The organism is Micromonospora sp. MA102 (genome assembly GCF_025460765.1).
GTDB lineage: Bacteria > Actinomycetota > Actinomycetes > Mycobacteriales > Micromonosporaceae > Micromonospora > Micromonospora halotolerans.
The window spans coordinates 328299-351267 of sequence record NZ_JAMWEG010000001.1 but is presented as its reverse complement, the minus strand read 5'-3'; the positions used below and the strand labels follow the sequence as shown (position 1 = coordinate 351267).

Annotated in this window: 24 protein-coding genes; 13 read left to right on the top strand and 11 right to left on the bottom strand. The window is 72.9% G+C overall.

Translation table 11 applies throughout. From position 1 onward, the window contains the following. Positions 1–91 precede the first annotated feature (91 nt). The 3 genes from NFX44_RS01705 (at position 92) to NFX44_RS01695 (ending at position 2306) form a co-directional block, all read left to right on the top strand. Positions 92–646 (top strand): hypothetical protein, encoded by a 555-nt coding sequence (locus NFX44_RS01705; RefSeq protein WP_262281676.1) that lies wholly within the window; start codon positions 92–94, stop codon positions 644–646. Further along, positions 643–1281, top strand: coding sequence for a class I SAM-dependent methyltransferase (locus NFX44_RS01700; protein ID WP_262281675.1), 639 nt, complete (start codon positions 643–645; stop codon positions 1279–1281). The genes NFX44_RS01705 and NFX44_RS01700 overlap by 4 nt, the downstream gene beginning before the upstream one ends. A 161-nt stretch (positions 1282–1442) precedes the next feature. Continuing rightward, positions 1443–2306 carry an aldo/keto reductase family oxidoreductase gene (locus NFX44_RS01695; protein ID WP_315974549.1) on the top strand — a complete coding sequence of 288 codons (864 nt, stop codon included), beginning with the start codon at positions 1443–1445 and terminating at the stop codon, positions 2304–2306. A gap of 37 nt (positions 2307–2343) precedes the next feature. Here NFX44_RS01695 and NFX44_RS01690 read toward each other — a convergent pair whose 3' ends face one another. After that, positions 2344–2973, bottom strand: a complete 630-nt coding sequence (locus tag NFX44_RS01690) for an NAD(P)-dependent oxidoreductase (protein WP_262281987.1) — start codon at positions 2971–2973, stop codon at positions 2344–2346. Positions 2974–3046: 73 nt separating this feature from the next. After that, positions 3047–3415, bottom strand: a complete 369-nt coding sequence (locus tag NFX44_RS01685; protein ID WP_262281674.1) for a VOC family protein — start codon at positions 3413–3415, stop codon at positions 3047–3049. Between the two features lie 219 nt (positions 3416–3634). On the opposite strand from NFX44_RS01685, the gene NFX44_RS01680 reads away from it, so the two are divergent. From NFX44_RS01680 to NFX44_RS01670, 3 genes are all read left to right on the top strand, one after another. Continuing rightward, entirely contained in the window at positions 3635–4063 is a 429-nt protein-coding gene (locus NFX44_RS01680) for a hypothetical protein (RefSeq protein WP_262281673.1), read from the top strand. A gap of 295 nt (positions 4064–4358) precedes the next feature. Next, positions 4359–5000 carry a hypothetical protein gene (locus tag NFX44_RS01675; protein ID WP_262281672.1) on the top strand — a complete coding sequence of 214 codons (642 nt, stop codon included), beginning with the start codon at positions 4359–4361 and terminating at the stop codon, positions 4998–5000. 66 nt (positions 5001–5066) lie between these two features. Next, a complete protein-coding gene (locus tag NFX44_RS01670; RefSeq protein ID WP_262281671.1) occupies positions 5067–6389 on the top strand; it encodes an AAA domain-containing protein in 1323 nt (440 codons plus the stop codon). Positions 6390–6635: 246 nt separating this feature from the next. Here the strand turns inward: NFX44_RS01670 and NFX44_RS01665 are convergent, their stop codons facing one another. Together NFX44_RS01665 and NFX44_RS01660 are read right to left on the bottom strand one after the other, a co-directional pair. After that, entirely contained in the window at positions 6636–7433 is a 798-nt protein-coding gene (locus NFX44_RS01665) for a hypothetical protein (RefSeq protein ID WP_262281670.1), read from the bottom strand. A gap of 8 nt (positions 7434–7441) precedes the next feature. Further along, positions 7442–8899 (bottom strand): NYN domain-containing protein, encoded by a 1458-nt coding sequence (locus NFX44_RS01660; RefSeq protein ID WP_262281669.1) that lies wholly within the window; start codon positions 8897–8899, stop codon positions 7442–7444. Positions 8900–9171: 272 nt separating this feature from the next. On the opposite strand from NFX44_RS01660, the gene NFX44_RS01655 reads away from it, so the two are divergent. Together NFX44_RS01655 and NFX44_RS01650 are read left to right on the top strand one after the other, a co-directional pair. Beyond that, positions 9172–10773 carry a nuclease-related domain-containing DEAD/DEAH box helicase gene (locus NFX44_RS01655; RefSeq protein ID WP_262281668.1) on the top strand — a complete coding sequence of 534 codons (1602 nt, stop codon included), beginning with the start codon at positions 9172–9174 and terminating at the stop codon, positions 10771–10773. Further along, positions 10770–13160, top strand: coding sequence for a pentapeptide repeat-containing protein (locus NFX44_RS01650; protein ID WP_262281667.1), 2391 nt, complete (start codon positions 10770–10772; stop codon positions 13158–13160). The genes NFX44_RS01655 and NFX44_RS01650 overlap by 4 nt, the downstream gene beginning before the upstream one ends. An 82-nt stretch (positions 13161–13242) precedes the next feature. Here the strand turns inward: NFX44_RS01650 and NFX44_RS01645 are convergent, their stop codons facing one another. Next, positions 13243–14007, bottom strand: a complete 765-nt coding sequence (locus NFX44_RS01645) for an SDR family oxidoreductase (protein ID WP_262281666.1) — start codon at positions 14005–14007, stop codon at positions 13243–13245. Positions 14008–14107: 100 nt separating this feature from the next. Between NFX44_RS01645 and NFX44_RS01640 the strand changes: the two genes are divergently transcribed. After that, positions 14108–14953, top strand: coding sequence for a helix-turn-helix transcriptional regulator (locus NFX44_RS01640; protein ID WP_262281665.1), 846 nt, complete (start codon positions 14108–14110; stop codon positions 14951–14953). 42 nt (positions 14954–14995) lie between these two features. Here the strand turns inward: NFX44_RS01640 and NFX44_RS01635 are convergent, their stop codons facing one another. The 4 genes from NFX44_RS01635 to NFX44_RS01620 all read right to left on the bottom strand — a co-directional run bounded on the left by NFX44_RS01635 (position 14996) and on the right by NFX44_RS01620 (position 18763). After that, the gene (locus tag NFX44_RS01635; RefSeq protein WP_262281664.1) at positions 14996–16204 is read right to left on the bottom strand and encodes an ABC transporter permease; all 1209 of its coding nucleotides are present in this window, start codon (positions 16202–16204) and stop codon (positions 14996–14998) included. After that, entirely contained in the window at positions 16201–16893 is a 693-nt protein-coding gene (locus tag NFX44_RS01630; RefSeq protein ID WP_262281663.1) for an ABC transporter ATP-binding protein, read from the bottom strand. The genes NFX44_RS01635 and NFX44_RS01630 overlap by 4 nt, the downstream gene beginning before the upstream one ends. Then, positions 16890–18032, bottom strand: coding sequence for a peptidoglycan-binding protein (locus NFX44_RS01625; RefSeq protein WP_262281662.1), 1143 nt, complete (start codon positions 18030–18032; stop codon positions 16890–16892). The genes NFX44_RS01630 and NFX44_RS01625 overlap by 4 nt, the downstream gene beginning before the upstream one ends. 176 nt (positions 18033–18208) lie before the next feature. Next, a complete protein-coding gene (locus NFX44_RS01620) occupies positions 18209–18763 on the bottom strand; it encodes a hypothetical protein (protein ID WP_262281661.1) in 555 nt (184 codons plus the stop codon). Positions 18764–18895: 132 nt separating this feature from the next. Here NFX44_RS01620 and NFX44_RS01615 point away from each other — a divergent pair, with 132 nt between their 5' ends. From NFX44_RS01615 to NFX44_RS01600, 4 genes are all read left to right on the top strand, one after another. After that, positions 18896–19552: a response regulator transcription factor gene (locus tag NFX44_RS01615; RefSeq protein WP_262281660.1), complete on the top strand. Its 657-nt coding sequence runs from the start codon at positions 18896–18898 to the stop codon at positions 19550–19552. After that, positions 19549–20802, top strand: a complete 1254-nt coding sequence (locus tag NFX44_RS01610; protein ID WP_262281659.1) for a HAMP domain-containing sensor histidine kinase — start codon at positions 19549–19551, stop codon at positions 20800–20802. The genes NFX44_RS01615 and NFX44_RS01610 overlap by 4 nt, the downstream gene beginning before the upstream one ends. 168 nt (positions 20803–20970) lie before the next feature. Next, positions 20971–21678, top strand: a complete 708-nt coding sequence (locus NFX44_RS01605; RefSeq protein WP_262281658.1) for a hypothetical protein — start codon at positions 20971–20973, stop codon at positions 21676–21678. A 269-nt stretch (positions 21679–21947) separates the two neighbouring features. Next, positions 21948–22352: a hypothetical protein gene (locus tag NFX44_RS01600; protein WP_262281657.1), complete on the top strand. Its 405-nt coding sequence runs from the start codon at positions 21948–21950 to the stop codon at positions 22350–22352. A 4-nt stretch (positions 22353–22356) separates the two neighbouring features. On the opposite strand, the gene NFX44_RS01595 is transcribed toward NFX44_RS01600, so the two are convergent. Together NFX44_RS01595 and NFX44_RS01590 are read right to left on the bottom strand one after the other, a co-directional pair. Next, positions 22357–22677: a GYD domain-containing protein gene (locus NFX44_RS01595; RefSeq protein WP_262281656.1), complete on the bottom strand. Its 321-nt coding sequence runs from the start codon at positions 22675–22677 to the stop codon at positions 22357–22359. Between the two features lies 1 nt (position 22678). Then, entirely contained in the window at positions 22679–22900 is a 222-nt protein-coding gene (locus NFX44_RS01590; RefSeq protein ID WP_262281655.1) for a hypothetical protein, read from the bottom strand. Between the last annotated feature and the right edge of the window lie 69 nt (positions 22901–22969).

Below are 22969 nucleotides of genomic sequence, written 5' to 3'. Positions count from 1 at the left end.
CTTACCGACGCCTTCTTTCCTTCGCCCTTGATGGGGCAGCGGGCGAACGATCGTGGCGCCTACGGTGTGGGCCGACGCGAAGGAGATTCGAATGGCCGTCCGACCGCGGCGCAAGCCCAACAAGGTGCGCTTCTTCGCCATGTTCGGCGGGCTGATCGTCGTCGGCCTCGGCCTGGTCTACGGGCTTCACTTCGTGGCGAACCCGTGGGCCCTGGCGCTGCCAGGCAAACCGGCGCTGACCGGCTACTGGCAGGGCGTGGTGCCCTACGGCCCCGGCGACGACCGGCGGGTCGTGCTGCACCTGGCCGACGACAAGCCCAGCTCGACCGACCGCTGCGGCGACTGCCCGGATCTCCGGGGCGGCGCGAAGGTCTGCCAGGCCGGGCGGGCCGAGACCTACGAGATCTGGGGGGACACGCTCAACTGGCGCGGCACCCGCTTCTCGCTGCGCCCCCGCTCCCAGGACACCGGGCCGGGCGTGCGCTTGAACGAACTCGACGGCGACTGGGACGGCGACCTGCTCCGGATCCGGACGTCGTTCACCACGGTCGCCGCCGATGGCACGGCAGCCGCCGGATCACCGACGGCGTCGTTCGACCTGACCCGGGCCGACGAGGCCGACTTCGACGACCCCTCGTGCCGATGACCATGGGTACGCGGCGCAGCTACGACGCGGTGGCCGAGCGCTACGCCGCCGAAATCGGCGACGAGTTGCGGGGCAAGCCACTCGACCGGGCCCTGCTGGACGCCTTCGCGGAGCTGACCGCCGGTGGGCCCGTCCTCGACGTGGGCTGCGGACCCGGACACGTGACGGCGTACCTGGCCGGCCGCGCCGCCCGTACCGTCGGCCTGGACCTCTCGGCGGCGATGGCCGGCGTCGCGCATCGAGCCACCTCGCTGCCGTTCGCCGCGGCGGACATGACCGCGCTGCCGATCCGATCCCGTTCGGTGGCCGGGATCCTCTGCCTGTACGCGGTGATCCACCTCGACGGACCCGGCCGGGCCGCCGCCTACGCCGAGTTCGCGCGCGTCCTGCGTCCGGGCGGTCACGCCCTGATCGCCTTCCACACCAGCGACGCCGACACCGGTGTCGGTGAGGCGACGACCTTGACCGAGTGGTGGGGTCATCCGGTCGACCTGACCTTCCGCTTCCTCGACCCGGCGGTCGAGATGGCGGCCCTGACCCGAGCCGGTCTCGACTGCGCCGCACGGCTCGACCGAGCGGCGCAGGCCGGCGTCGAGCACCCCAGCCAGCGCTCGTACCTGTTGGTGCGACGGTAAGGCTGGTGGCACGCTCGCCCGGGTCCCTCACCGGGCGCTCTGGCCGACCAGGATCCGGGGCTCGAGGTCGAGCGATGGGGCGCTCCCTGGCCGGCGCGAGGGTTTGCTCACCGGGTCGGCGGGAAGCTTGCGGGTTTGCGACAACAGGGAGAGGAATTCTCATGACATCGACCAGCCTGCCCGGCGGCACGTTCCGCATGGGCGATTTGACGGTCACCCGGATGGGGTACGGCGCGATGCAGTTGGCCGGCCCCCATGTCTTCGGTCCGCCGGCCGACCGCGACGCGGCCATCGCCGTGCTGCGCGAGGTCGTCGACCTGGGCATCAACCACATCGACACGTCCGACTACTACGGCCCGTACGTCACCAACGAGATCATCCGGGAGGCCCTGCACCCGTACCCCGAGGACCTGCACATCGTCACCAAGGTCGGGGCGCTGCGCGACGCCGAGGGCAACTGGCCGCAGGCCCTCGCTCCCGAGCAGCTCCGTCAGGCCGTCCACGACAACCTGCAGCGCCTCGGCCTCGACGTGCTCGACGTGGTCAACCTGCGCGTCGGCGGGTTCGACCGGCCCACCCCCGGCTCGATCGAGGAGCCGTTCACGGTGCTCGCGGAGCTGCAACAGCAGGGCCTGATCAAGCACCTCGGGCTCAGCACCGTCAACGCCGAGCAGGTCGCCGAGGCCCAGTCCATCGCGCCGGTGGTGTGCGTGCAGAACTTCTACAACATCGCCAACCGCGACGACGACCCGCTCGTCGACTCCCTCGCGGCGCAGGGTCTCGCCTTCGTGCCCTACTTCCCGCTCGGCGGCTTCAGCCCACTGCAGTCCGAGGAGCTGCAGGCCGTCGCCGCCCGCCTGGAGGCCACCCCGCTGGCGGTCGCGCTGGCGTGGCTGCTGCACCGGTCCCCGAACATCCTGCTCATCCCCGGCACCTCCTCCGTCGCGCACCTGCGCGAGAACGTCGCCGCCGCCGCGCTGACCCTCCCCGACGACGTCCTGGCCGAGCTGAACATCATCGACTGACGGCGGGTGCCCAGCGGATCGACTGATGGGGAGGCGCTCAGCGGGTCGCTCTCGCCACCAGCGGGATGCCCTCTCGGTAGGTCGGCACCGCCGGAGCCCAGCCCAGCTCGCGCTTGGCCTTGGCGTTGGAGACGCGCATCGAGGTGGTCATCATGGCGTGCGCGTACGGGATGGGCCGCAGCATCCAGCTCCGGACCCGCCACGGCCGGCGCGCCCCCACCGCGGCAGCGAGGGTGTCCAGGTAGTCGCCCCAGCGCACCGGCTCGTCGTCGACGATGTTGTACGCCTGCCCGGCCCGCCCCTTCTCCAGCGCGGCCACGGTCGCCGCGGCGGCGTCCTCCAGGTAGATGAAATTCGCGTAGCCGCCCCCGGACGGCACCGGCAGCCGGCGCTTGCGGACCAGGTTGACGATCATGTTGGTCATGCGGTCCTGCCCGTAGAAGAACCCGTAGCGCAGCGCGACGCCCTCCACCTCGTCGGCCGCGAACACCTGCTCCTCGGTGGCGCGGATCGCGGCCACCGCCTCGCCGAGCTTGCCGCCCACCGGCTCGGCGAACGGGGCGTCCTCGCTGATAACGCGCGGGCCGTGATCGCGGTAGCCGTAGCCGAGCACGATCGACTGGGTGACGAAGCGGTGGGCGCCGACCGCCCGGGCCGCCGCGAGCAGGTTCGCCCCCGGCCCGACTGCTACCCGCGCGGCCCGACCGAACGGCCCCGCAAGGTGCCGCCGCCGGATGGCCTCACCGGCGCGCCGTCCAGGTCTGCACCTCGACCAGGTTGCCCTCCGGGTCGCGCAGGTAGGCCGAGCGCACGCCCCACCCGGGGCGGTCGGCGGCCTCGGCCACCACCAGCTCGGGCTTCAGGGCGGCGATGGTGGCGTCCACATCGGGCACGGGAATCACCACGAGCACGCCGCCGTCGCCCCGGCCCACCGGCAGCACCGCCTCGGCCGCGCGCCGGCCGAGGATCGCGAGGACAGTCTCGCCGTCCTGTTCGAAGCTGGCGTACTCGAAATCCGGGACAACCGTTTCCGGCTCACCGAGCAGGTCGGTGTAGAAGCGCAGGGTGGCAGGGAAGTCGTCGGCGACGACCCGGGTGTGCACACTCATGCGCCCGACCCTAGCCCTGCGGGCGCTGGCGCAACTCGGCGTTTTTGCACAGGGCCAGTGCCGAGCCGCGGCGGACGGGCTGGCTGCGAGATCAGGCCGACCACGTGTCCTGGACCTGCCCGATGATTCCCCGGTCGGCGTGGTCGACACTCCGCATCCGACGCTTCTGTGGGAACTGGCGGGCACCCCTCGGCGGCGAACCGCTGTAGGGTGCGCGCCGTGGGCTACCTGGTGAGGCCTTCGGGCCGGTTGAACCTCCCGCAGTCGGACGACGTCGCTGCGGTCGCCGCTGTCCAAGCCGCCATGGCGGTACGAGACGGTTGGTTCAAGCCGGATGTGCTTCCTACAAACGACACGCTGGCCGACATGGCAGAGGCGGCCGGAGCATCCGTCACGCGCGATGGAGACTGGATCGAGTTCGGCTACGACGACGAGGGCGACCCCAAGTGGTCGGACCAGGCCACGGCCTTCTACGTCGCGATTGCGCCGTTCGTTCGCTCGGGAACCATCCTTGTCGAGGGCGAGGACGGTGCCCACTGGTCATACACCTACGCGGACGGGCAGGTCACCCAACAGGGCTGGAACGGTTGGGACGGATCCATCGAGCCGTTCGGCGAGCAGGTGGATCTCCCGTTGGCTCACCCGTAGGCGGGCGGCCCCAACCGGGATCTCCGGCAGGCCACTGGCTCGGCGGCTTTCGTCTCGGCGGTCTGCCGTGGCTTCGGGTACCCCCTGTTGTCCTCGCCCAATCGCACGCCGATGGCACGGACGGGTGATAGCCGTCGAGCCTCGTCGCCAGCTCTCCCCGACGCCGGCAACCGGCGCACGAGTCGGGCGCACCGAACTATGGGCGACGTGATACCGCCATCTGCCGGGTCGGGGCGGCCCCAGCTCTGGCTCCGCCCATAGCGTCGGGACATCCCACCACAGCAAGGAGGACGCCGTGAGCCAGCCGCCCAGCGCCGCACTGCCCGGCGAGCTGAAGCCCGTCACCATTCACCCGGACAGGTGGCGCGAGGCGCTTCCACCGGACGCCTGGCCCGACGGGTTCCCCGAGACCGGCGAGGTGTGGCGGCGCGACGTCTTCGCCGTTGCCGGGGCCTGGCACGCCGGCGAGGCCACCCCGCGGCAGTTGTTGAGCGCCGTGCTCATGTGGGGTTACGGCCCGATCGGCTACGGCCCGTGGCGCACCGCGCGGTCCCTGGAGGGCGACCCGGACGGCAAGCGGCTGGCACACGCGCTCGACGGCCCGCGCGCGCCCGCGCCGGACGAGGACGCCCTGCGCACCGCCTACCAGCGCCTGCGTGACCCCAAGGAGTCGCGGCTGCCCCGGCTCGGCCCCGCGTTCTTCACCAAGCTTCTCTACTTCGCCGGCTACCGGCGCGGCGCGGGCGGCCGGCAACCGCTCATCCTCGACAGCGTCGTCCGGCGCCGGCTGCCCGTCGAGGCCGGCGTGCGTCGCGAGTCCGGCTGGGTGCCGGGGGAGTGGCTGGCCTACCTGGGCTGGGCGGCGGATCAGGCGCACCGCCGGGGCCTCGAGCCCGACGAGGTGGAGATGGCGCTGTTTCACGACCGTTGGAGCTGACCGGGGCACTGACGGACCCGGCTCGTATGGTGTCGGGGCGTGGCAGTCGGCTCGGGAGGGTGATCCATGCTCGCGGAACTGGCAGCTCCGCCGGCCGTCGAGGCCGAGCGGGTGATCACCGCCGTGCTGGCCGACCTGCGCTCCGGCGACCACCGGGGCGTGGTGGTCGACTCGCCGCCGGGCGCCGGCAAGTCCACCCTTGTGGTCCGCGCCGCCGTCGAGCTGGCCGCCGCCGGCGAGCCGCTGATCATCGTGGCGCAGACCAACGAGCAGGTCGACGACCTCATCGACCGGCTCGCCCGCAAGGCCCCCGAGCTGCCCATCGGCCGGCTCTCCGCGACCGACTACCAGCCCACCGAGCGGGTGAAGGGCCATGAGACGGTCCGGGTCGCCGCCAAGGTCGCCGACCTCGGCGGCGCTGCCGCCATCATCGGTACGGCCGCGAAGTTTGCCACCGTCACCGAGGGCGTCTGGCCGTGGGCGATCGTCGACGAGGCGTACCAGATGCGGTCGGACGCCCTGCTGCGCGTGGCCGGGCGGTTCGAGCGGGCGCTGTTCGTGGGCGATCCGGGGCAGCTCGACCCGTTCTCCACGGTCGAGACCGCGCGCTGGACGGGGTTGACCTGGGATCCGATGCAGTCGGCGGTGGCCACCCTGCTGCGGCACAACCCGGAGCTGCCGGTGCACCGGCTGCCGGTGTCCTGGCGGCTGCCGGCCACCGCCGCGCCGGTGGTGGCCGCGGCGTTCTACCCGTTCACCGGGTTCCGCGCCGGCACCGCGCCGGCCGACCGGGCGCTGACCCTCACCGAGCCCGGGCCGGTCGACCGCTTCGACGCGACGGTCGAGGTGGCGGCTTCAGCCGGCTGGGCGCTGCACGAGCTGCCCGCCCGGCACACGCCGCGTACCGATTCCGAGGCCGCGGCGGCCTGCGCCGCCCTGGCCCGGCGATTCCTGGACCGTGGACCGGTCGGGTTCTCCGAGCAGGCGCCCGGCGGCGTGCCGGTGACCGCGGACCGGATCGCCGTCGGGGCCGCGCACCGCGACCAGGTGGCGGCCATCCGGTCGCACCTGGGCGCGGCCGGCGCGGGCATCACCGTCGACACCGCCAACCGGCTCCAGGGCCGGGAGTACGACGTGACGATCGTGCTGCACCCGCTCTCCGGCCGGCGGGACGCGACCGCGTTCCACCTGGAGTCGGGGCGGCTCTGCGTGCTGGCGTCCCGCCACCGGCACGCGTGTGTGGTGGTGGCGCGGGCGGGGATCGCCGAGCTGCTCGACGCGCACCCGTCGACCGAGCGGGTGCACCTGGACGTGCCGGTGAAGTTCCCGGACGGCTGGGAGGCCAACCACACGATGCTCGCCCACCTCGCCGCGAACCGCGCCCCGTGAGGCATGCGGCTCAACTCACGGCGCGCGGCGGGCGTCGAATCGCGGTCTTCGATGGCTGATCGGTGTGCAGACACGGACGGGTGGCCGAGTTGACGCTCGCGGAGCGTGTCCGTAGCCTCTACTCATAGGGGAGATGGTGGCTGGCGATGATGAGCTGAAACGTAGTCATCGTTCGATCTGTCTCAATACCCGGCCCCAGCCTCCGTGCTGGGGCTTTCATTTTGTCCGCAGGTGCGGCCGGCGCGGTCAGAGCGTGCCCGGCTCGTGTCCCGGCACGTAGTGCCAGGCGCCGAGCCCCCGCGGGTCGAACAGCGCCACCGTCCGGCGGGGATACGCGAAGACGTCGGCATAGTCGAGATCAACCCAGTAGGCGACGCCCATCGCATCGTCCAGGGCGGTGCGGAACTCCTCCGGCAGCGGCCGTCCGTCCGCCCGGATCACGGCCGCCAGCACGCCGGTCCGGCCCGCGCCCAGGGCCGCCACGCCGTCGACCCGTCCGTTGCGCCCGTCCGCGCACCACAACGTCCCGCGGACGCGCAGCGCCGGCCCCTCACCGACGTTCTCCACCGGGATGAGGAACCGGTCCTTGGCGACCGCGAGGAACGCGTACGCCGGGGCGGGCGCGGAGGTCAGCGCGAAGCGCTCCTGAGCGGGCGGGTGCTGGGCGAGCATGCCACCGGAGTCCGGGAACGCCACGGACTGGTGGATGGGCAGCAGGAGCGGGTACCGGCTGAGCACCAGGGCCCGGCGGGTTTCGGTGAGCTGCCGGTCGGTCCGGGACAGCGCCTGCCGGGAGAGGTAGATCGCCGCCAGCACACCGATGGTGGACGCGACGGCGGCGAAGGAGCCGGCAACCGGGGCCGCCCGCTGGGCCCGCCAGGTGAACGCCACCACGAGGGCCGCGCCGGCGGCGCAGACCGCCAGCGCCCCGGCGAGCACCAGCCCGTACCTGCCGGCGCCGCGCAGCCAGGCCCAGGTCCGGCGCGGCACCGCCACCCCGTACCTGCCGGCGCCGCGCAGCCAGGTCCGCGTCTGGCGCAGCACGCGCGTCCCTAGGCGAACGGGGAGCCGGCGTCGCCCCACCGCGTCTGCGGAATGGTGACCTTCTCGCTCCGCCAGGTGATGGCCCTGGACTGGGCCAGGACGCGCAGGATCCGGTGCCGGTCACGCTGGTCGTAACCGAAGACCGGCTCGGCCCGCGCGCGGTCCTTGACCGCCATGAACTCGAGGATCTCGCTCTCCGGTATCGGGCTGGGAGCCCGAGCGACGAACGCGCGGTAGAGCTCGTGATAGGCGTCCTCGATGGGACGGGCGAACGGCGAGTTCGTGGCGAGCGCGTGGCGGGCGCCGCCGACCGCGACCGCGTCCACGACGCCCGCCGCGCTCGCGTACTTGAGGACCCGGTTGACCAGGCCGGCGTTGAACTTCTCCGGGCCCTGCCCCACGCCGGTCGCGCTGAGCAGGCCGGGAAGGCGGCGGAACGGGATGGTCCGGCTCTGGGTGCGGAAGCACTCCATGCTCAGGCCGGCGTGCACCCGCCACAGCGGTTCGAGGTATCCCAGGGCGAGGTCGTCCACGGTCACCGCGTACGTGTCGTCCGCGCCCTTGCGGACGAGCTGCACGGCGGCCAGCGCGTCGAGCGCGCGCAGCAGGCGGGAGCCGTTGTCCGCCTGGAGGGGGCCGGCGCGCAGTTCCGTGACCGTCAGTCCCTTGGGTCGGGCGGCGAGCCGGCGGACCACGTAGTCGATGGCCAGCACGTCGGCGAAGCGGCCGGAGCCGACGTCGACGTAGGTGCGGGTGCGGTTGGTGGGCAGGAACTGGTCCTTGGCCCGGACCGCCGCGTCGGTGCGGGTGACCTTCTGTCCGAGGGACTCGATGAGCGCCCAGTACCGGGTCTCGTCCTCGTTTTCCAGGATGCCCCACCGGGCCAGGGTGGTGGTGCGCTCGGCCTGTTCCTTGCCGCCCAGGATGATGCCGCGACGCTGCAGTTCGAGCAGGCCGAGCAGCGCCCGGCAGGTGGCCGGCGGGGGCTTCTGCAGGGTGTAGATGTCGTCGATGCAGAGGGAGTCCAGACCGGGCAGCGTGAGGATGCCACGGAACTGGGGGGAGAGCCGGCCCTGGTCGCCGTACACGACGGTGACCCGGCAGCCGTCGCGCAGCAGGCGGCGGATCAGCGGGATGAAGTCCTGGTCGCCGGTCACCAGGACGAACTGGCCGCAGTCCTGGTGGAGGTAGTCCATCGCCAGCACGGTCAGATGGATGTCGGCCTGCTCCTTGGCGCTGCCCACCACATCGTCGTCGATGAGGTGTTCCTCCATCGCCGTCGAGATGCTGCGGTCGAACTTCGTCGCCGCCATGTGCTTGTACTGGAGGTGGCCGCCGCACCGGGCGGTCGCGTCGCTCCAGAGGGCGTCGACGATGCCCCGCTCCACCAGGTGGCCGCGCCCGATGATCGCGCCGGCCAGGTTGTCCCAGTCGACGAGCAGGACACCTTTGTTTCCGACGGCCATCTGCGGCTCCTCCGTGAGCTCATCGAGGCGCGGTTGATTTCCGAATTCTGCCTCCGTGTCCCCACACTGCTTCTTCATCCGTTCGGCCACGATGTCCATCACTTGTGCGACGTCGCCGGAGCGTTCGGTTCGCTGTGCGTGACCCCCGGATGACCGATCGTCCACAGAAGACCACAAGTCCGGTGGAGCGCGACAAGACGCGAGCGAGCGGACAATGTGGATCCTGGGCCGTCACCACAGTCGCCGCACGGCCCGCGTCGGGGAGGCGGACTGTGGCGCGCTTCTATCCCAAGCACCTGCGAGCGAACGCCACTCGCGGGGAGCGGGTCGTCTTCGACAAGCTCCGGTCCCTCAACGACTCGTGGTTCGTGCTGCACAGCCTCTCGTTCTTCGACGCGGGACGGCCGAGGTGGCGGATGGGCGAGGCCGACTTCGTCCTGCTCCACCCCGCTCGCGGCCTGCTGATCATGGAGGTCAAGGACGGTTCCTACCGGGTCGAGGGCCGGCAGTGGTTCGCCCAGCGCCGCGGCGGTGACACGCCGCTGAACGCCGACCCGTTCGACCAGGCCGTTCGGAACAAGTACGCCCTGACCGGGTGGCTGCGCGACGCCGCCGGCATCCGGCACGTCCCGGCCGGGCACTGCGTCGTCTTCGCCGACGGCCGGCCCTCGGGCAACCTCGGTCCGCACGCGCCGGACACGATCGTGCTGACCGCGGCGGCGTTGGAGCACGCGCCGATGGTGGTGGAACGCGTCATGGCCCACTGGGACCAGCACGGCTGGGCCGGCCAGTCGGATTTCGAGAAGGCCCTGGAGGCGTTCGCGCCGACCGCGGTCGTCGCCCGCACCCTCCGCTACGACGTCGATCTGGCCTCCGACGACCTCGCCCGCCTGACCCAGCGGCAGATCCGCCTGACCAGTCGCCAGCTGGAGGTGCTGGAGGGGACCTCCAAGAAGCGCGCCTCGCTGGTCCTCGGCGCGGCCGGCACCGGCAAGACGGTCCTCGCGCAGGAACGGGCGCGCGAGCTGGCGGCCCGGGGGCTGCGGGTCGCCGTGATCGGCCAGCAGCGCAACCTGCGCCTGGAGATCCGGCGCAGGTTGCGCGTGGAGGGCGTCAGCTCGGGTGAACCGGAGGACGTGCTGTGCGACCTGTACGGCGCCGACCGCCTGCGCGAGTACGACGGCGAGCAGCTGTGGGTCACCGTGCTGGCCCTGGCCGAGGCGTACGGCAAGCCGCTGGACTGCCTCATCGTCGACGAGGCGCAGAGCCACGACGAGGACCTGCTGGACGCCCTCCGGGAACTCGTCCGCCCCGACGGCTCGGTGGTGCTGTTCGCCGACCCGTACCAGCGGGACTCCTCGGGGACGTGGCGGCCACGCCCCGACGGGTCGTTCAACGAGTTCTGGCTGACCGAGAACTGTCGCAACGTCCTGCCGATCGCGAAGCTCGTCGCACGGATCTCGGGAGCGCACACGCCCGTCACCGGTCCGGCCGGGCGGCCGCCGCGCCTCAGCGGCGGTTCCGCGGACCTCGTGGCGGCGTGCGCCGACGCCGTCCTCGGGATCCTCAAGGACCTGCCGGCCTCCCAGCTGGTGCTGCTGACGTCGACGACGGCCAACCAGGCCGCGATCCGCCGGACGCTGGCGGACCGGGGCGTGCGGACGATGAACGGGCTCCGCGGCGACGAGCTGGCGGTCTGCACGGTGCGGCAGTTCCACGGCTGCGAGGCGCCGGCCGTGGTCTACGCCGACGACGGCGAGGAGGACTGGACGACCAGCTACATCGCGGTCAGCCGGGCCTGCGCCTACCTGCACGTCGTCGGCCGCCCGGACCGGTGGGAACCCTTTCGATTCCTGATGGAGGATGGTTCATGACGCTGTACGACGAGGCTGTCACTTTCCTGGAGTCGGAGGGCTGGTCGGTTCCCGGGGAGTCGCGGGGCGAGGTCGTCCGGGCGAGGCGGGCGGCGTACGCGGACAACAGCGAGCACATGACGGTGTGGTGCCCGGCCGCGCCGGACGGCGAGGAGCTGCATCGCCGCGAGGCGACCCTCCTGCAACGGTTCGCGGAGGAGGCGCGTACTCCGGGCGCGAAGTTCCTGCTGGTGGAGTCCACGCAGGGGCTGTCGACGGACTTCCGGAGAGTCGCCAAGCACGAGTACAACGTCGACATCCGGGTCCCGATCCAGTTCTTCGACGCCCGGTTCAAGTGGGACGACACGCTGGTGTCGACGCTGGCGGGAACGGCCGCGCAGCAGCTCCGTCGCGACGGGGAGATGGCGGAGCGGCGGCGTACCCCGCAACCGTTCGAGGCGGTGGGCACCGGAGTGGTGGGCACCGACCTGCTCACCGAGCTGGCTCGCCGCTTCGACAGCCCGGCCGGCTGGGACCGCCCGATCGTGCTGGTGACGGCACCGGCGGGGTACGGCAAGAGCGTCCTGTTCGAGTCGCTGTTCGCGACGCTGTACACCAACTTCCAGAAGGCGAAGAAGCAGCTGCGGCGGGCCTACCGGCCGCTGCCGCTCCTGCCGGACTACGCCGCGCTGGCGAGCGCGCCCGCGCTGGGCCCGATGGTCGACGCGCTGCTGCAGACGGAGGTCGCGCGGCCGGTCAAGCAGCCGACCTTCCAGTGGATGCTCACGCGGGGGTTCGCGAGCTGGTTGCTGGACGGGCTGGACGAGGTCATCGCCCAGGACCCGGGCTTCTTCGAGTACATCCACGAGATCGTCGCCCGGCCGGACAATCCGACGACCCCGCGCATCCTGCTCTGCGTACGGGATTCACTGCTCAGTTCCAACCAGGCACTGCGGGACTTCCTCACGGTGGCCCACGAGTATGTCGAGGAGTTCCGCCTGCTGCCGTGGCAGCCCGAGTCGATCACCACCTTCGCGCGCATCCGCCTGCAGGACAAGGATCGCGAGCTGCTCTCGATCCTCGACGCGAAGCCGCAGCTGATGAAGCTCTGCGGCACCCCGTACTACGCCGAGCTGCTCGCCGAGCGCGTCGACGAGGGCAAGACCGACGGGATACCGAACGACTACTCCGAGATGGACCTGGTCCACGACGCCATCGACGCGATCATGGATCGCGAGTACAAGAAGGAGCAGTTGCAGGAGCACGTCGTCTCCCGGCACGACCTGCTCGACGTCATCAGTCACGTCGCCGTCGCCGAGCTGGAGAACGACAACCGCGGCGTGCCGATCGACGAGATCGGCCAGCTCGCCGAGTTCGTGATTCCCTCGGACCTGTCCGACCCCGAGCGCGAGCGGTGCACCGCGGCGATCTGCCGCCTGCCGGTCTTCCGGGCCGCGTCGGAGCGGCAGCGGGTCCGCTTCGCGCAGGACGTGATCTTCGAGCACCAGATCGGGATCCGCGCCGCGCAGTACTTCGCCGTCAATCCGGTGCGGTTCGCGCAGCTGTTGGACTGCCGCCCGTTCCCGCCCGACTCCTTCGCCCTGCGGGTGCTGTGCGCCCGGATCAGGGAACTCGCGGCCGGCGAGGAGCTGCTCACCCGGCTGTCCAGCGCCACCGCCACCCCCACGGCGTTCCGCAACATCCTCCAGGTGCTCCTCGGGCTTCCCGACTGCGCCCGGCTGCTGATCCACGCTCCGCTGGAGCGCCAGGACCTCTCCGGGCTCACCTTCTCGGGCCTGTCGCTGGCCGGGGTCAGCTTCCGCGGCGCGAACCTGGAGTCGACCCGCTTCCACAACTGCGTCATGACCGGCTGCGACCTGTCCGACGCGACCTTGCACGGCACCCGGTTCGACGCCTGCCTGCCCACCCTCGCCGAGGCCGACTTCGGGCACCTCACCGGCTTCGTCTCCGTGGAGATCGACTCGCGCACCCCGATCGAGGACGTCGCGGACTTCGTCAAGCTGCTGGGCGCGGACGGGCGCCGGGAGCACCCCTTCGTCGGCCCGTGCCCCACCGCCCTTCAACTGCGGTTCCTGTTCCTGAAGTTCGTCCGGCCGGACGGCCACTACCGTCGTGACTCCCTCGACGAGAAGGGCCTGCTGTCGGGGCGGCGCATCGTCGACCCGGCGTCCGTGCTCAGCGGTGCGGTGCGAGCCGGCTTCCTCACCGCCATCCCGAAGCGCCGCCGGTACGAACGCACGCACAGCCAGCTCTACGCGGACATGGTCGGGTTCGCCCAGAACCTCCGGGTGACCCCGGCCATCCGCTCGCTGCTGGAGGACACCTGCCGGGTGGAGGGGTGTGCCCACGTCGTTCAGGAGAACCCGACGGCGGCGACCTTCGACTGAGCGCCCATCGGTCGCCGTTGAGCGGCTCGGCCAGCCGCCGCCGGTCGTCCGGCCGGACCGAACCGCCCGAGGCCGGTGACGGCTACTTGCCGTGCGGGTCGTGCGCGTTGAGGGTCGCCACGACCTGGTCGTAGTCGCCGCGCGCCTCGCCGTACCGGAGGAACTTCACCCGCTCGACCTGGATCTCCGTGGCGTCCGGCTGCGCCTCGATCAGCGCGACGACCTCGCTCACGAACTCGTCGAGTGGCATGGCGAACTCGCTGGTCTCCTGCCCGGGCATCAGCGCGGTACGCACCGACGGCGGTTCCAGTTCCACGACCTTCACGCTCGTGTCGGCGAGCTGCAGCCGCAGCGACTCGCTGAGCATGTGGATGGCGGCCTTCGACGCGTTGTAGCTCGGGGTGACCCTGAGCGGCGCGAACGCGAGGCCCGAGGAGACCGTCACGATGGTCGCGTCCGGCTGTGCCCGCAGGTGCTCGATGAACGCGGCGATGAGGCGGATCGGGCCGAGCAGGTTGGTCGTCACGGTCGCCTCGGCCGAGTCGAGGAACGACTCGGGCTGGTGCCAGTCCTCGACGCGCATGATGCCCGCCATCGTGACGAGGACGTTGAGGTCCGGGTGCTTCGCCAGCACCTGCGCGGCCGCCGAGGCGATGCTCGCCGGATCCGCCGTGTCGATCGCGACGGTGTCGATGTCGGGATGCTCCGCGGCGACCTTCTCGAGCAGGTCGGTACGCCGGCCGCCGATGATCACGGTGTTGCCCCGGGCCTTGAGTTCGAGGGCGAGGGCCAGACCGATCCCGCTCGTGGAGCCGGGGACGAAGATGGTGTTTCCGGAAATGTTCATGCCTCGAGCCTGGCCCACCATCACGGTCCGGGGGCAGAGACTGGTTATCGGGGGATCGGCAATCCCTGGTTGGCCCGGACGGCGGGCGGATACTGGGATCATGGACCGCGCAGCCCTGGCCGACTTCCTCCGCCGCCGCCGTGAGGCGCTGCAGCCCGGAGACGTCGGGCTGGCCACCGGCGTCCGCCGCCGCGCGCCGGGGCTGCGGCGCGAGGAGGTGGCCGCCCTCGCCACCATGTCGACCGACTACTACACCCGCCTCGAACAGCAGCGCGGCCCGCAGCCGAGCCCGCAGCTGCTCGCCGCGCTGGCCCGGGCGCTGCGGCTGACCGGCGACGAGCGCGACTACCTCTTCCGGGTGGCGGGTCACCACCCGCCATCCCCGGTATCCGCGGCGACGCACGTCGCGCCGGCGCTGCTGCGGGTGCTGGACCGGCTGGCGGACACACCCGCGCTCATCCTGTCCAACCTCGGCGAGATCCTCGTGCAGAACCGGATGGCCGAGGCACTGTTCGGGGACCGGTCCGGCCACACGGGGCTGGCCCGCAGCGAGATCTACCGGTGGTTCACCGACCCCGCCGAGCGGTCCCGGTACCCCGAGGAGGACCGCGAGCGGCAGAGCCGCGCCCAGGTCGCCAACCTGCGCGCCGCGTACGGGTCGATGGGCCCCCAGTCGCGGGCCGGTGAGCTGGTGCGGGCGCTGCAGAAGATCAGCCCCGAGTTCGCCGAGCTGTGGGAGCGGCATGAGGTCGCCCAGCGCTTCGCCGACCACAAGACGCTGATCCATCCCGAGCTCGGCCCCATCGAGCTGGACTGCCAGGTGCTGTTCACCGAGGACCAGTCCCAGGCCCTGCTCGTGCTCACCGCGCCGCCGCGCAGCGAGGGCTACGAGAAGCTGCGGCTGCTCGCCGTGCTGGGAAACGAGCGCTTCCCGGCCAGCACCTGATCGAGGCTGGTACCCGGCGCGAATCGCGGAAACGGCCGGCGCTCACGGCGTGGCGAGCGCCTCGGTCGGCGCGAGCCGCGCCGCGCGGATCGCAGGGTAGAGCCCGGCCAGCGCACCGATCAGCAGGGTCACGCCCACCCCGCCGCCCAGCGCCCAGGTCGGCACCACCGCCGGCCAGGACCGGGAGAACGCGTAGCCGGCCGTGACCCCGCTGCCCAGCAGCACCCCACCGAGCCCGCCGAGGGCGGACAGCAGCAGCGACTCGGCCAGGAACTGGGTGCGGATCTGCCCGCGGGTGGCCCCGAGCGACCGGCGCAGGCCGATCTCCGGACGCCGCTCCAGCACCGAGATCACCATGGTGTTCGCCACCCCCACGCCCCCCACCAGCAGGGCGACCGCGCCGAGGCCGAGCAGCAGCCCGGTGAACGCCTCGTCGGTGGCCTGCTTCGCGGCGAGCGCGTCCGAGGGGCGCGCCACCTTGACCTCGTTCGGCGCCTCCGGGTTCGCCGTGGCGGCGAGCACCGCGCGGACCGCCTCGACCGCGGTCTCCGACGTCCGGGTGTAGACCGTGGTCGGGTGCCCGTCGAAGTCGAGGTACGACCTCGCGGCGTCCCAGCCGACCAGCGCGGACAGGTCCAGCTCCGGCGCGAGCGGCGCCGGCGCCAGGATGCCCACCACGGTGAACCAGCGCCCGCCGAGCTGGACCTGAACGTCCGGTCCGACGGCCCCGATGCCGAGCCGCCGGGCCGTGGTGGCGCCGAGCACCACCGCCGGGTAACGGGCCGTGGCGGCGTTCAGCCAGGTGCCGCTGACCACCTCCAGTCCGACCGTGTCGCGCAGTTCCAGGTCGGCGGCACGGGCGGCGATCCCGCCGCTCTCGCCCCGCGAGATCAGGTCGGAGCGGTACACCCGCGCGTCCGACAGCAGCCCGGTGGCGGCGACCTCCCGTACCGGCCCGATCCGCCCGATCATCGCCACCGACTCCGCCGGCAGTTGGGCGTCGTCGCCGAAGAGCGTGTTGCCCGGGCCCACGGTGAGCAGGTTGGTGCCGAGTTCGGCGAGCGTGCGGTCCAGCTCCGCCCGGGACGACGCGGAGATCCCGACCACCGACACCATGGCGGCAATCCCGATGGCGATGCCCAGCGCCGACAGGAAGGCCCGCAGCGGCCGGGTGCGCAGCCCGACGCCGCCGACCCGCAGGACGTCCCGGGGGCGGAGCCGGGCGGGCGCCAGCCGGACCGGCCCCCTCATGCCGGCACCCCCACGGGCCGGTGGTCGGCCGTGATCCGGCCGTCGCGCATCTGGACCCGGCGGGGCAGGCCCGCCGCGACCTCCAGGTCGTGGGTGATCACCACGATGGTGGTCCCGGCCGCGTGCAGGTCGCGCAGCAGCGCCAGCACCCCGGCGCCGGACGCCGAGTCCAGGTTGCCGGTCGGTTCGTCCGCCAGCAGCAGCGCGGGCGCGCCCACCACGGCGCGGGCGATCGCCACCCGCTGCCGCTCGCCGCCGGACAGCTCGTGCGGCCGGTGGTCGAGGCGGTGCCCCAGCCCCACCCGGGCCAGGGCGGCCTCCGCCCGCCGCCGCCGCTCCCGCAGGGGTACGCCCGCGTAGAGCAGCCCGTCGGCGACGTTGTCGCGCACCGGCACGTTGGGGGCGAGGTGGAACTGCTGGAAGACGAAGCCGATCCGGGTGGACCGCAGCGCGGACAGCTGCCGGTCGCCGAGCGCGGCCACGTCGTGCCCGTCGATGCGTACCCGGCCGGTGGACGGGCGGTCCAGCGTGCCGATGAGGTGCAGCATCGTGGACTTGCCCGACCCGGAGGGGCCGACGATGGCGACCAGTTCGCCGTACCGGACGGTCAGGGAAACCCGGTCCAGGGCCCGCACCCCCGGGTAGACCTTGGTCACGTCGGTCAGCTCGACCACCGTGTCGCCGGTCATGTCGGCATCCCCACGGTCGCTCCCTCGGTGAGCCCCGCGCCGGAGATCTCCACCCGGCCGGAGGCGAACAAGCCGGTCTGCACGGCGACGATCCGGGTGGCAGCGCCCTCGACGAGCTGCACGCCGTACCCGCCCTCGGCCAGCGCCAGCAGCGCGGCGACCGGCACGGTCAGCACGTCGCGGCGCTCGGCGGCGGTGAACGCCACCTTGGCCGAGGCCTGGTCGAAGCCGGTCAGCGCCTTCGGGTCGGCCGCCGTCACGGTGACCTCGATCTTCGTCTCCGGGTCGCCCTGGCCGCCCGCCCCGCCGTCGGCGCCGGTCTCGATCACCGTTTCGGTGCCGGCGACGGTGCCGGGGACCTCCTTGCCGTCGGGCAGCGAGACGGTCACCTTGGCGCCCTTCTTCGCCAGCCGCTCGTCGTCGACGTCGAGGGACACGGTCACCACCCGGGTGGTGCCGGTCCAGGTCAGCACGGCCTGCCCGGGCTGCGCCGGATCGCCGGGTTCCGCGTCGTGGCTCTCCACCCGGACCGCGCCGTCGGCGTAGACCACCCGGTCCGGCTCCAGCCGGCCGGTCTCGGGCAGGCCGAGATCCTCCTGCCAGTCCCGCACCGCGTCCGCGGTGGCCGAGGTGTAGTCGTCGTCGACGGTGAACCCCGAGTAGCCGAGCGCGGCCAGGTTCCGCTCGAACTGCCGCACGTCGTCGCCGGACGTGCCCGGACCCAGGGTCCGGTACGCCGGCAGCTTCCCGTACAGCAGCACGACCTCGGCGTCGTCGACCGCGTACAGCGGCCTGCCCCGGGTGACCTGGGCGCCGGTGGCGGCCAGCCAGGTGACCGTGCCGCCACCACGTGGCGCCGCGCGGTGGCTGGCGCCGTAGCCGAGTGTCCCGTCGAAGCTCTCCGCGTCGACCAGGGTCTGCCGGGTGACCTGGGCGGTCGCCGGGGGCAGGCTGCCGCCGGCCGCCGTACCCCCGTCGCGGCCACCGGCCGCCACCGCGGCCGTGACACCGGCCGCGGCGGCGACCACCACCGCCGAGGCCACCACCAGCGGGGTACGCCCCCGGCGGCGACGGCCGCGCCCGGCGCCCGGCGGCGGGGTGGTGGTGGTCGCCGCGACCGGTGCGGTGCCCGCGCTCACCGGGCCGCCGTTGTTCGCGACCGCGGGGCTCGCCAGACCCGGCTCGCTCCTCGCGCTCGCGGGGCCGCCGTTGTTCGCGACCGCGGGGCTCGCAAAGCCCGGCTCGCTCCTCGCGCTCGCGGGGCCACCGTTGTTCGCGGCCGCGGGGGTCGCGAGACCCGGCTCGCTGCGCGCGCTCACGAGGTCCTCTTCATCAGCAGCGGCGCGCCACCCTTGCGGCACTTCTCCAGTGCGGCCCGGGTGGTCGGGTTCTCCGGGTCGATGCCGGCGCCGCCCTTGAGCTCGATGGAACCGTCGGGACCCGGGTCCGGGAAGTCCGGCACGCCGTTCTCCCGCATGCACCGGGCCAGCTGCCGGACCTTCTCCACCTGCTCGGGGTCGAGCTTGAGCGCCTTGCCGCCGCCCGGCATCAGGCTGCGGCACTGCTCCATGGCCGCCTGGACCTTCGCCTTGTCCGTGCCGGCGGGCATCCGGATGCGGAAGCCGCCGCCCTCGCCGGGTTCCGGGTCCGGGAAGTCCGGCACCCCGTTCTCCCGCATGCACTTGGCGAACTCGCGCTGCCGGTCCTCGTCGCTGACCTGGGCGATGCTGGCGCTGGGCGAGGCGCCGCCCGCCCCGCCGCCGGCCGTGGCCACCCGTTCCCCGTCCCGGTCGGCACCCGCGCAGCCGGTGACCGCCAGACCCACGAGCAGGGGCAGGACGAGCAGTGTGCCCGACATTCGTCGGCGCATGGCACAACTCCTTCCTCCCGGCCGGCGCCGATCGCCGGCCGATACGGACGAGTCGACCGCAGCGGCGGTATCCCGGGCGTAACCGCCGGCGTTAACGCCGCCGTTATCCCCGGGCGCGGCACCATGGGGGACGTGCGAGTACTGGTGGTCGAGGACGAGACGCTGCTGGCCGACTCCATCGCGGAGTGGCTGCGCCGGGAGGCGTTCGCCGTGGACGTGGCGTACGACGGGGACGCGGCGCTGGAACGGCTCGGCATCATCGACTACGACGTCGTGGTGCTCGACCGGGACCTGCCGGTGGTGCACGGCGACGACGTGTGCCGGGCGGTGGTGGACAGCGGCGCCGAGACCCGGGTGCTCATGCTGACCGCCGCCGCGGCCGTCCGCGAACGGGTGGCCGGACTGGCCCTCGGCGCCGACGACTACCTCGTCAAACCGTTCGCGTTGGTCGAACTCTCGGCCCGGGTGCACGCGCTGGCCCGGCGCGCCCGGCCGGCGGCACCGCCCAGGCTGAGCCGGGCCGGCGTGGTGGTCGACCCGGCCCGCCGGGAGGTCTACCGCGACGGCCGGTACGTCGCGCTGTCCCGCAAGGAGTTCGCGGTGCTGGCGGAGCTGGTCCGGGCCGGCGGGGCGGTGGTCTCCGCGGAGGAGTTGCTGGACCGGGTCTGGGACGAGCACATCGACCCGTTCACCAACGTGGTGCGGGTGACCGTGATGAAGCTGCGCCGCAAGCTCGGCGACCCGCAGGTGGTCGAGACGGTGCCGGGAGTGGGGTATCAGATCCCATGAAGCGACTGACCATCCGGGCGCGGCTGACCCTGGTGCACGGCGGGCTCCTGCTGCTCGCCGGCGTGGTCCTGCTCGCCGTCACGTACGTGCTGGTCGACCAGCGGATGCGGGAGCCGTTGACGGGCGTGATCGCCAAGGCCGACATCGTCAAGGCGCCGTTCGGCAAGCTCCCCACCCCCGGTGCGGCCGAACAGGTGCGGTTCCTGCTGCAGGAGGCCCAGGACGAGGCGAAGCGGAACGCCCTGGAGTCCCTGCTGACCCAGGGCGGGGTGGCGCTGCTGCTGATCTCGGTGGTCGCCCTCGGCTTCGGCTGGCTGATCGCCGGGCGGGCGTTGCAGCCGCTGCACCAGATCACCGGCACCGCCCGGCGGATCGCCGCCGCCGACGCGGGCGGGCGGGGCCTGCACGAGCGGATCGCGCTGCGCGGGCCGCGGGACGAGGTGAAGGAGCTGGCCGACACCTTCGACCTGATGCTGGAGCGGCTGGACCGGTCCTTCGACGGGCAGCGGCGGTTCGTGGCGAACGCGTCGCACGAGCTGCGTACCCCCCTGGCGCTCAACCGGTCACTGCTGGAGGTGGCGATGTCCCGGCCGGGTGCCTCCGCCGAACTGCGGCAGCTCGGGGAGACTCTGATGGCGGTCAACGAACGGCATGAACGGCTCATCGACGGGCTGCTCACCCTGGCCGACTCGGAGCAGCGGGTGGTCGACCGGACCCCGGTCGACCTCGCTGAGATCGCCGGCCACCTCCTCGACCAGGTCGCCGCCGGCACACCGGAGCTGACCGTACGCCGGCGGCTCGCGCCCGCCGCCACGGCCGGTGACCCGGTGCTGCTGGAACGGCTGACCCAGAACCTGGTGGAGAACGCGGTCCGGCACAACCTGCCGGCCGGCGGCCAGATCGACGTGAGCACCGGGACCGTCGACGGCCGCGCCACCCTGGTGGTGGTCAACACCGGGCCCGTGGTGCCCGGCTACGAGATCGAGGCGATCTTCCAGCCGTTCCGGCGGCTCCACCACGATCGGGTGGCCGCTCCCGGGCGCAGCGGCGCGCGGGACCGCGCTGGCGCCGGGCGGGGCTTCGGGCTGGGCCTGTCGATCGTGCGGGCGGTGGCCCAGGCGCACGGCGGCGGCGTGCACGCCCACCCCCGCGACGGCGGGGGACTGGTCGTGACGGTGACCCTGCCACCCCTGAGCGCGGCGGTCCCGGCCCAACCGGCGCGGACGCTGCCCGCGGCGGCGCGCGGCTGAGGAACCGCCACCGGGGCCGCCGTGAATGGATTCCGGGCGGCACACGAATGGTGGTTCACGCCGCCGAGGATTCCCGGTTTTCCTGTCGACCTCCCGTCACGGGGAGTGTTCAGGTGGTCCGTCTCCGTCGATAGCGTCAGTGCACTGGCCGTCGACGAAAGGCCGACGATGAACGACAACCCGTACCCGTTCTCGCGCCGGCGCCTGCTCGCCGGCGCGGCGGCGGCCTCGGCGGTCACCGTGACCGGCGTGGCCGCCGCCCCGACCGCCGCCACGGCGGCCCCCGTCCGCGCCACCGCACCGCTGGTCACCCGGGACCAGATCGCCACCGCGGCGCTGCGCGCACCCGACGGCACCGCGGCGGCGGTCGCCTTCCAGGCGGACTTCCACACCCGGCTGGCCGCCTGGCTGGCCTTCTGGTCGGCGAACTCACCCCGCGCCTGGAGCGCCCCGGTCCAGGTCGTCTGCCGGGTCGCACCGGCCGGCGACGCCCTCACCCTGCACGCCATCCGCTACCGGCGCGACGACGAGCTGCTCGCGGGCTTCGCGGCGGCGCGGCGGGACGCCGGCCACGTGGCGACCGTGGCCAGCCTGCACCACCATTTCCCGAGCGTGCGCGTCCGGCCGGACGGGACGGTCCGGGTCGGCGACGGGCCCGCCGGGTTCACCGGCGCGCCGGGGCAGGTCGCCTTCGCGGTCGTCGCCTGCCGCGCGCTGTGGGGCGACGGCGGCGCCACCGCCGCCCGCTGGGCGGAGCACGCCGGCCGGGCGCTCGCCCGGGCCGGGCAGCCGGCCGACGCCGCCTCGCACGCCGGCTGGGCGGCCTTCACCCGGATCAGCCTGCGCCGCGGGCTGGGCACCGAATCGTACGAGTGACCGGAGGTAGCACATGTCCCGCAACGAGTTCCGGTTCGTAGTCGACGGCGTCGACCTGACCCCCGAGCAGCAGACCCTCATCGCCGGCGAGATCCAGAAGGCCGGCCTGGCCGCCCTCGGCACCGCCAACGCCCGGCTCACAACCCGCTCACCGTCGGCCACGGCAACCTCAAGCTGCGCCCCGAGTGGTACGGCCTCTGGGTGCTCGACGGCCCGTTCGCCCAGGACCTCGGCCAGAAGATCAACGACATCGGCTTCTGGATGCAGCGGTGACCGACGCCGTCGGGCGTACCGACCCGCCGGAGCGGATGTGTCCGAGCACGCCGGCGGCGAACGCCACGGTGTTCCTCGGCATGATCACTCCGGCGGGGCGGGTCGCCTACGTCACGCCGGCCGTGCCGGCCGAGGTGGCGCTCGCCGCGGCCGGCGACTCCGGGGCCCCGGTGGAGTCCCGCTTCCGGCTGGCCGGCCCGTGCGTCACGTCGTCCTGCGGCTTCTGGACCGGCGAGCACTGCGGCCTGGGCGCGCGGATGGCCGCCTCCTACGTGGAGACGGCCGAACCGGGGGAGGAGCAGTTGCCGAAGTGTGCGATCCGGCGTACCTGCCGGTGGTTCGCCGAGCAGGGCCCGGCGGCCTGCCCGGCCTGCTCGCACGTGGTCACCGACGCGCGCTGACGGCTCAGTCGCCCGGCGGCGTGTAGTCGGTCGTCGTCCGGGTCGCCTCGTCGACCTCGGCCGGGGTCAGCAGCGGGGTGACCCGGGTCCGCAACCCGCGAGCCGCGCCGATGCGGATCGCCAGCGCTGCGGCGGTGCGGTGGTCGGGCAGGTCGCAGAGCACGTAGGTGTCGTCGTCGGCGAAGGCGAAGTGCATCGACATCAACGTGCCGCCGGCATCCTCGACCAGCTTCCGGACCACCTCGGCGCGCTTGGTGCCGCCGTCACGCGTCAGCCCGTCGATCCCCTCCGCGGTGTAGACCGACCGCAGCAGGAAGGCGGGCATGTCAACCGCCGCCCTGCCGTTGCACCCGCTGGGCGCCCTGGACCTTGGCGCGGCCCTGATCCCGTTCCGAGCCCGCGGCGCCGGTGGCGGTGTGCAACTCGTGCCGCTTCCCCGTGCGTTCCATTCCCGAGCCCTGGCGGCCCGGCGCGCCGGTGCCCGAATTCCGCCCCGCCCGCGCCGACTCGCCGCCCGGATCGTGCTTGTTCTGCTTGTGGCTACCCATGGGCCGCGGTTACCCGCTGCCTCCACCGCTAGTCCTGACCCCTGACCCGGCCACGGCAGTCGCTGACGT

Excerpts from the sequence above, each read along its gene's own strand:
- NFX44_RS01695 (WP_315974549.1), top strand. The coding sequence starts at position 1,443 with ATGACATCGACCAGCCTGCCCGGCGGCACGTTCCGCATGGGCGATTTG.
- NFX44_RS01620 (WP_262281661.1), bottom strand. The coding sequence starts at position 18,763 with ATGCGCCGACGAATGTCGGGCACACTGCTCGTCCTGCCCCTGCTCGTG.
- NFX44_RS01645 (WP_262281666.1), bottom strand. The coding sequence starts at position 14,007 with ATGAACATTTCCGGAAACACCATCTTCGTCCCCGGCTCCACGAGCGGG.
- NFX44_RS01700 (WP_262281675.1), top strand. The coding sequence starts at position 643 with ATGACCATGGGTACGCGGCGCAGCTACGACGCGGTGGCCGAGCGCTAC.
- NFX44_RS01630 (WP_262281663.1), bottom strand. The coding sequence starts at position 16,893 with ATGACCGGCGACACGGTGGTCGAGCTGACCGACGTGACCAAGGTCTAC.
- NFX44_RS01605 (WP_262281658.1), top strand. The coding sequence starts at position 20,971 with ATGAACGACAACCCGTACCCGTTCTCGCGCCGGCGCCTGCTCGCCGGC.
- NFX44_RS01590 (WP_262281655.1), bottom strand. The coding sequence starts at position 22,900 with ATGGGTAGCCACAAGCAGAACAAGCACGATCCGGGCGGCGAGTCGGCG.
- NFX44_RS01685 (WP_262281674.1), bottom strand. The coding sequence starts at position 3,415 with ATGAGTGTGCACACCCGGGTCGTCGCCGACGACTTCCCTGCCACCCTG.
- NFX44_RS01635 (WP_262281664.1), bottom strand. The coding sequence starts at position 16,204 with ATGAGGGGGCCGGTCCGGCTGGCGCCCGCCCGGCTCCGCCCCCGGGAC.
- NFX44_RS01595 (WP_262281656.1), bottom strand. The coding sequence starts at position 22,677 with ATGCCCGCCTTCCTGCTGCGGTCGGTCTACACCGCGGAGGGGATCGAC.
- NFX44_RS01670 (WP_262281671.1), top strand. The coding sequence starts at position 5,067 with ATGCTCGCGGAACTGGCAGCTCCGCCGGCCGTCGAGGCCGAGCGGGTG.
- NFX44_RS01640 (WP_262281665.1), top strand. The coding sequence starts at position 14,108 with ATGGACCGCGCAGCCCTGGCCGACTTCCTCCGCCGCCGCCGTGAGGCG.
- NFX44_RS01705 (WP_262281676.1), top strand. The coding sequence starts at position 92 with ATGGCCGTCCGACCGCGGCGCAAGCCCAACAAGGTGCGCTTCTTCGCC.
- NFX44_RS01650 (WP_262281667.1), top strand. The coding sequence starts at position 10,770 with ATGACGCTGTACGACGAGGCTGTCACTTTCCTGGAGTCGGAGGGCTGG.
- NFX44_RS01610 (WP_262281659.1), top strand. The coding sequence starts at position 19,549 with ATGAAGCGACTGACCATCCGGGCGCGGCTGACCCTGGTGCACGGCGGG.
- NFX44_RS01660 (WP_262281669.1), bottom strand. The coding sequence starts at position 8,899 with ATGGCCGTCGGAAACAAAGGTGTCCTGCTCGTCGACTGGGACAACCTG.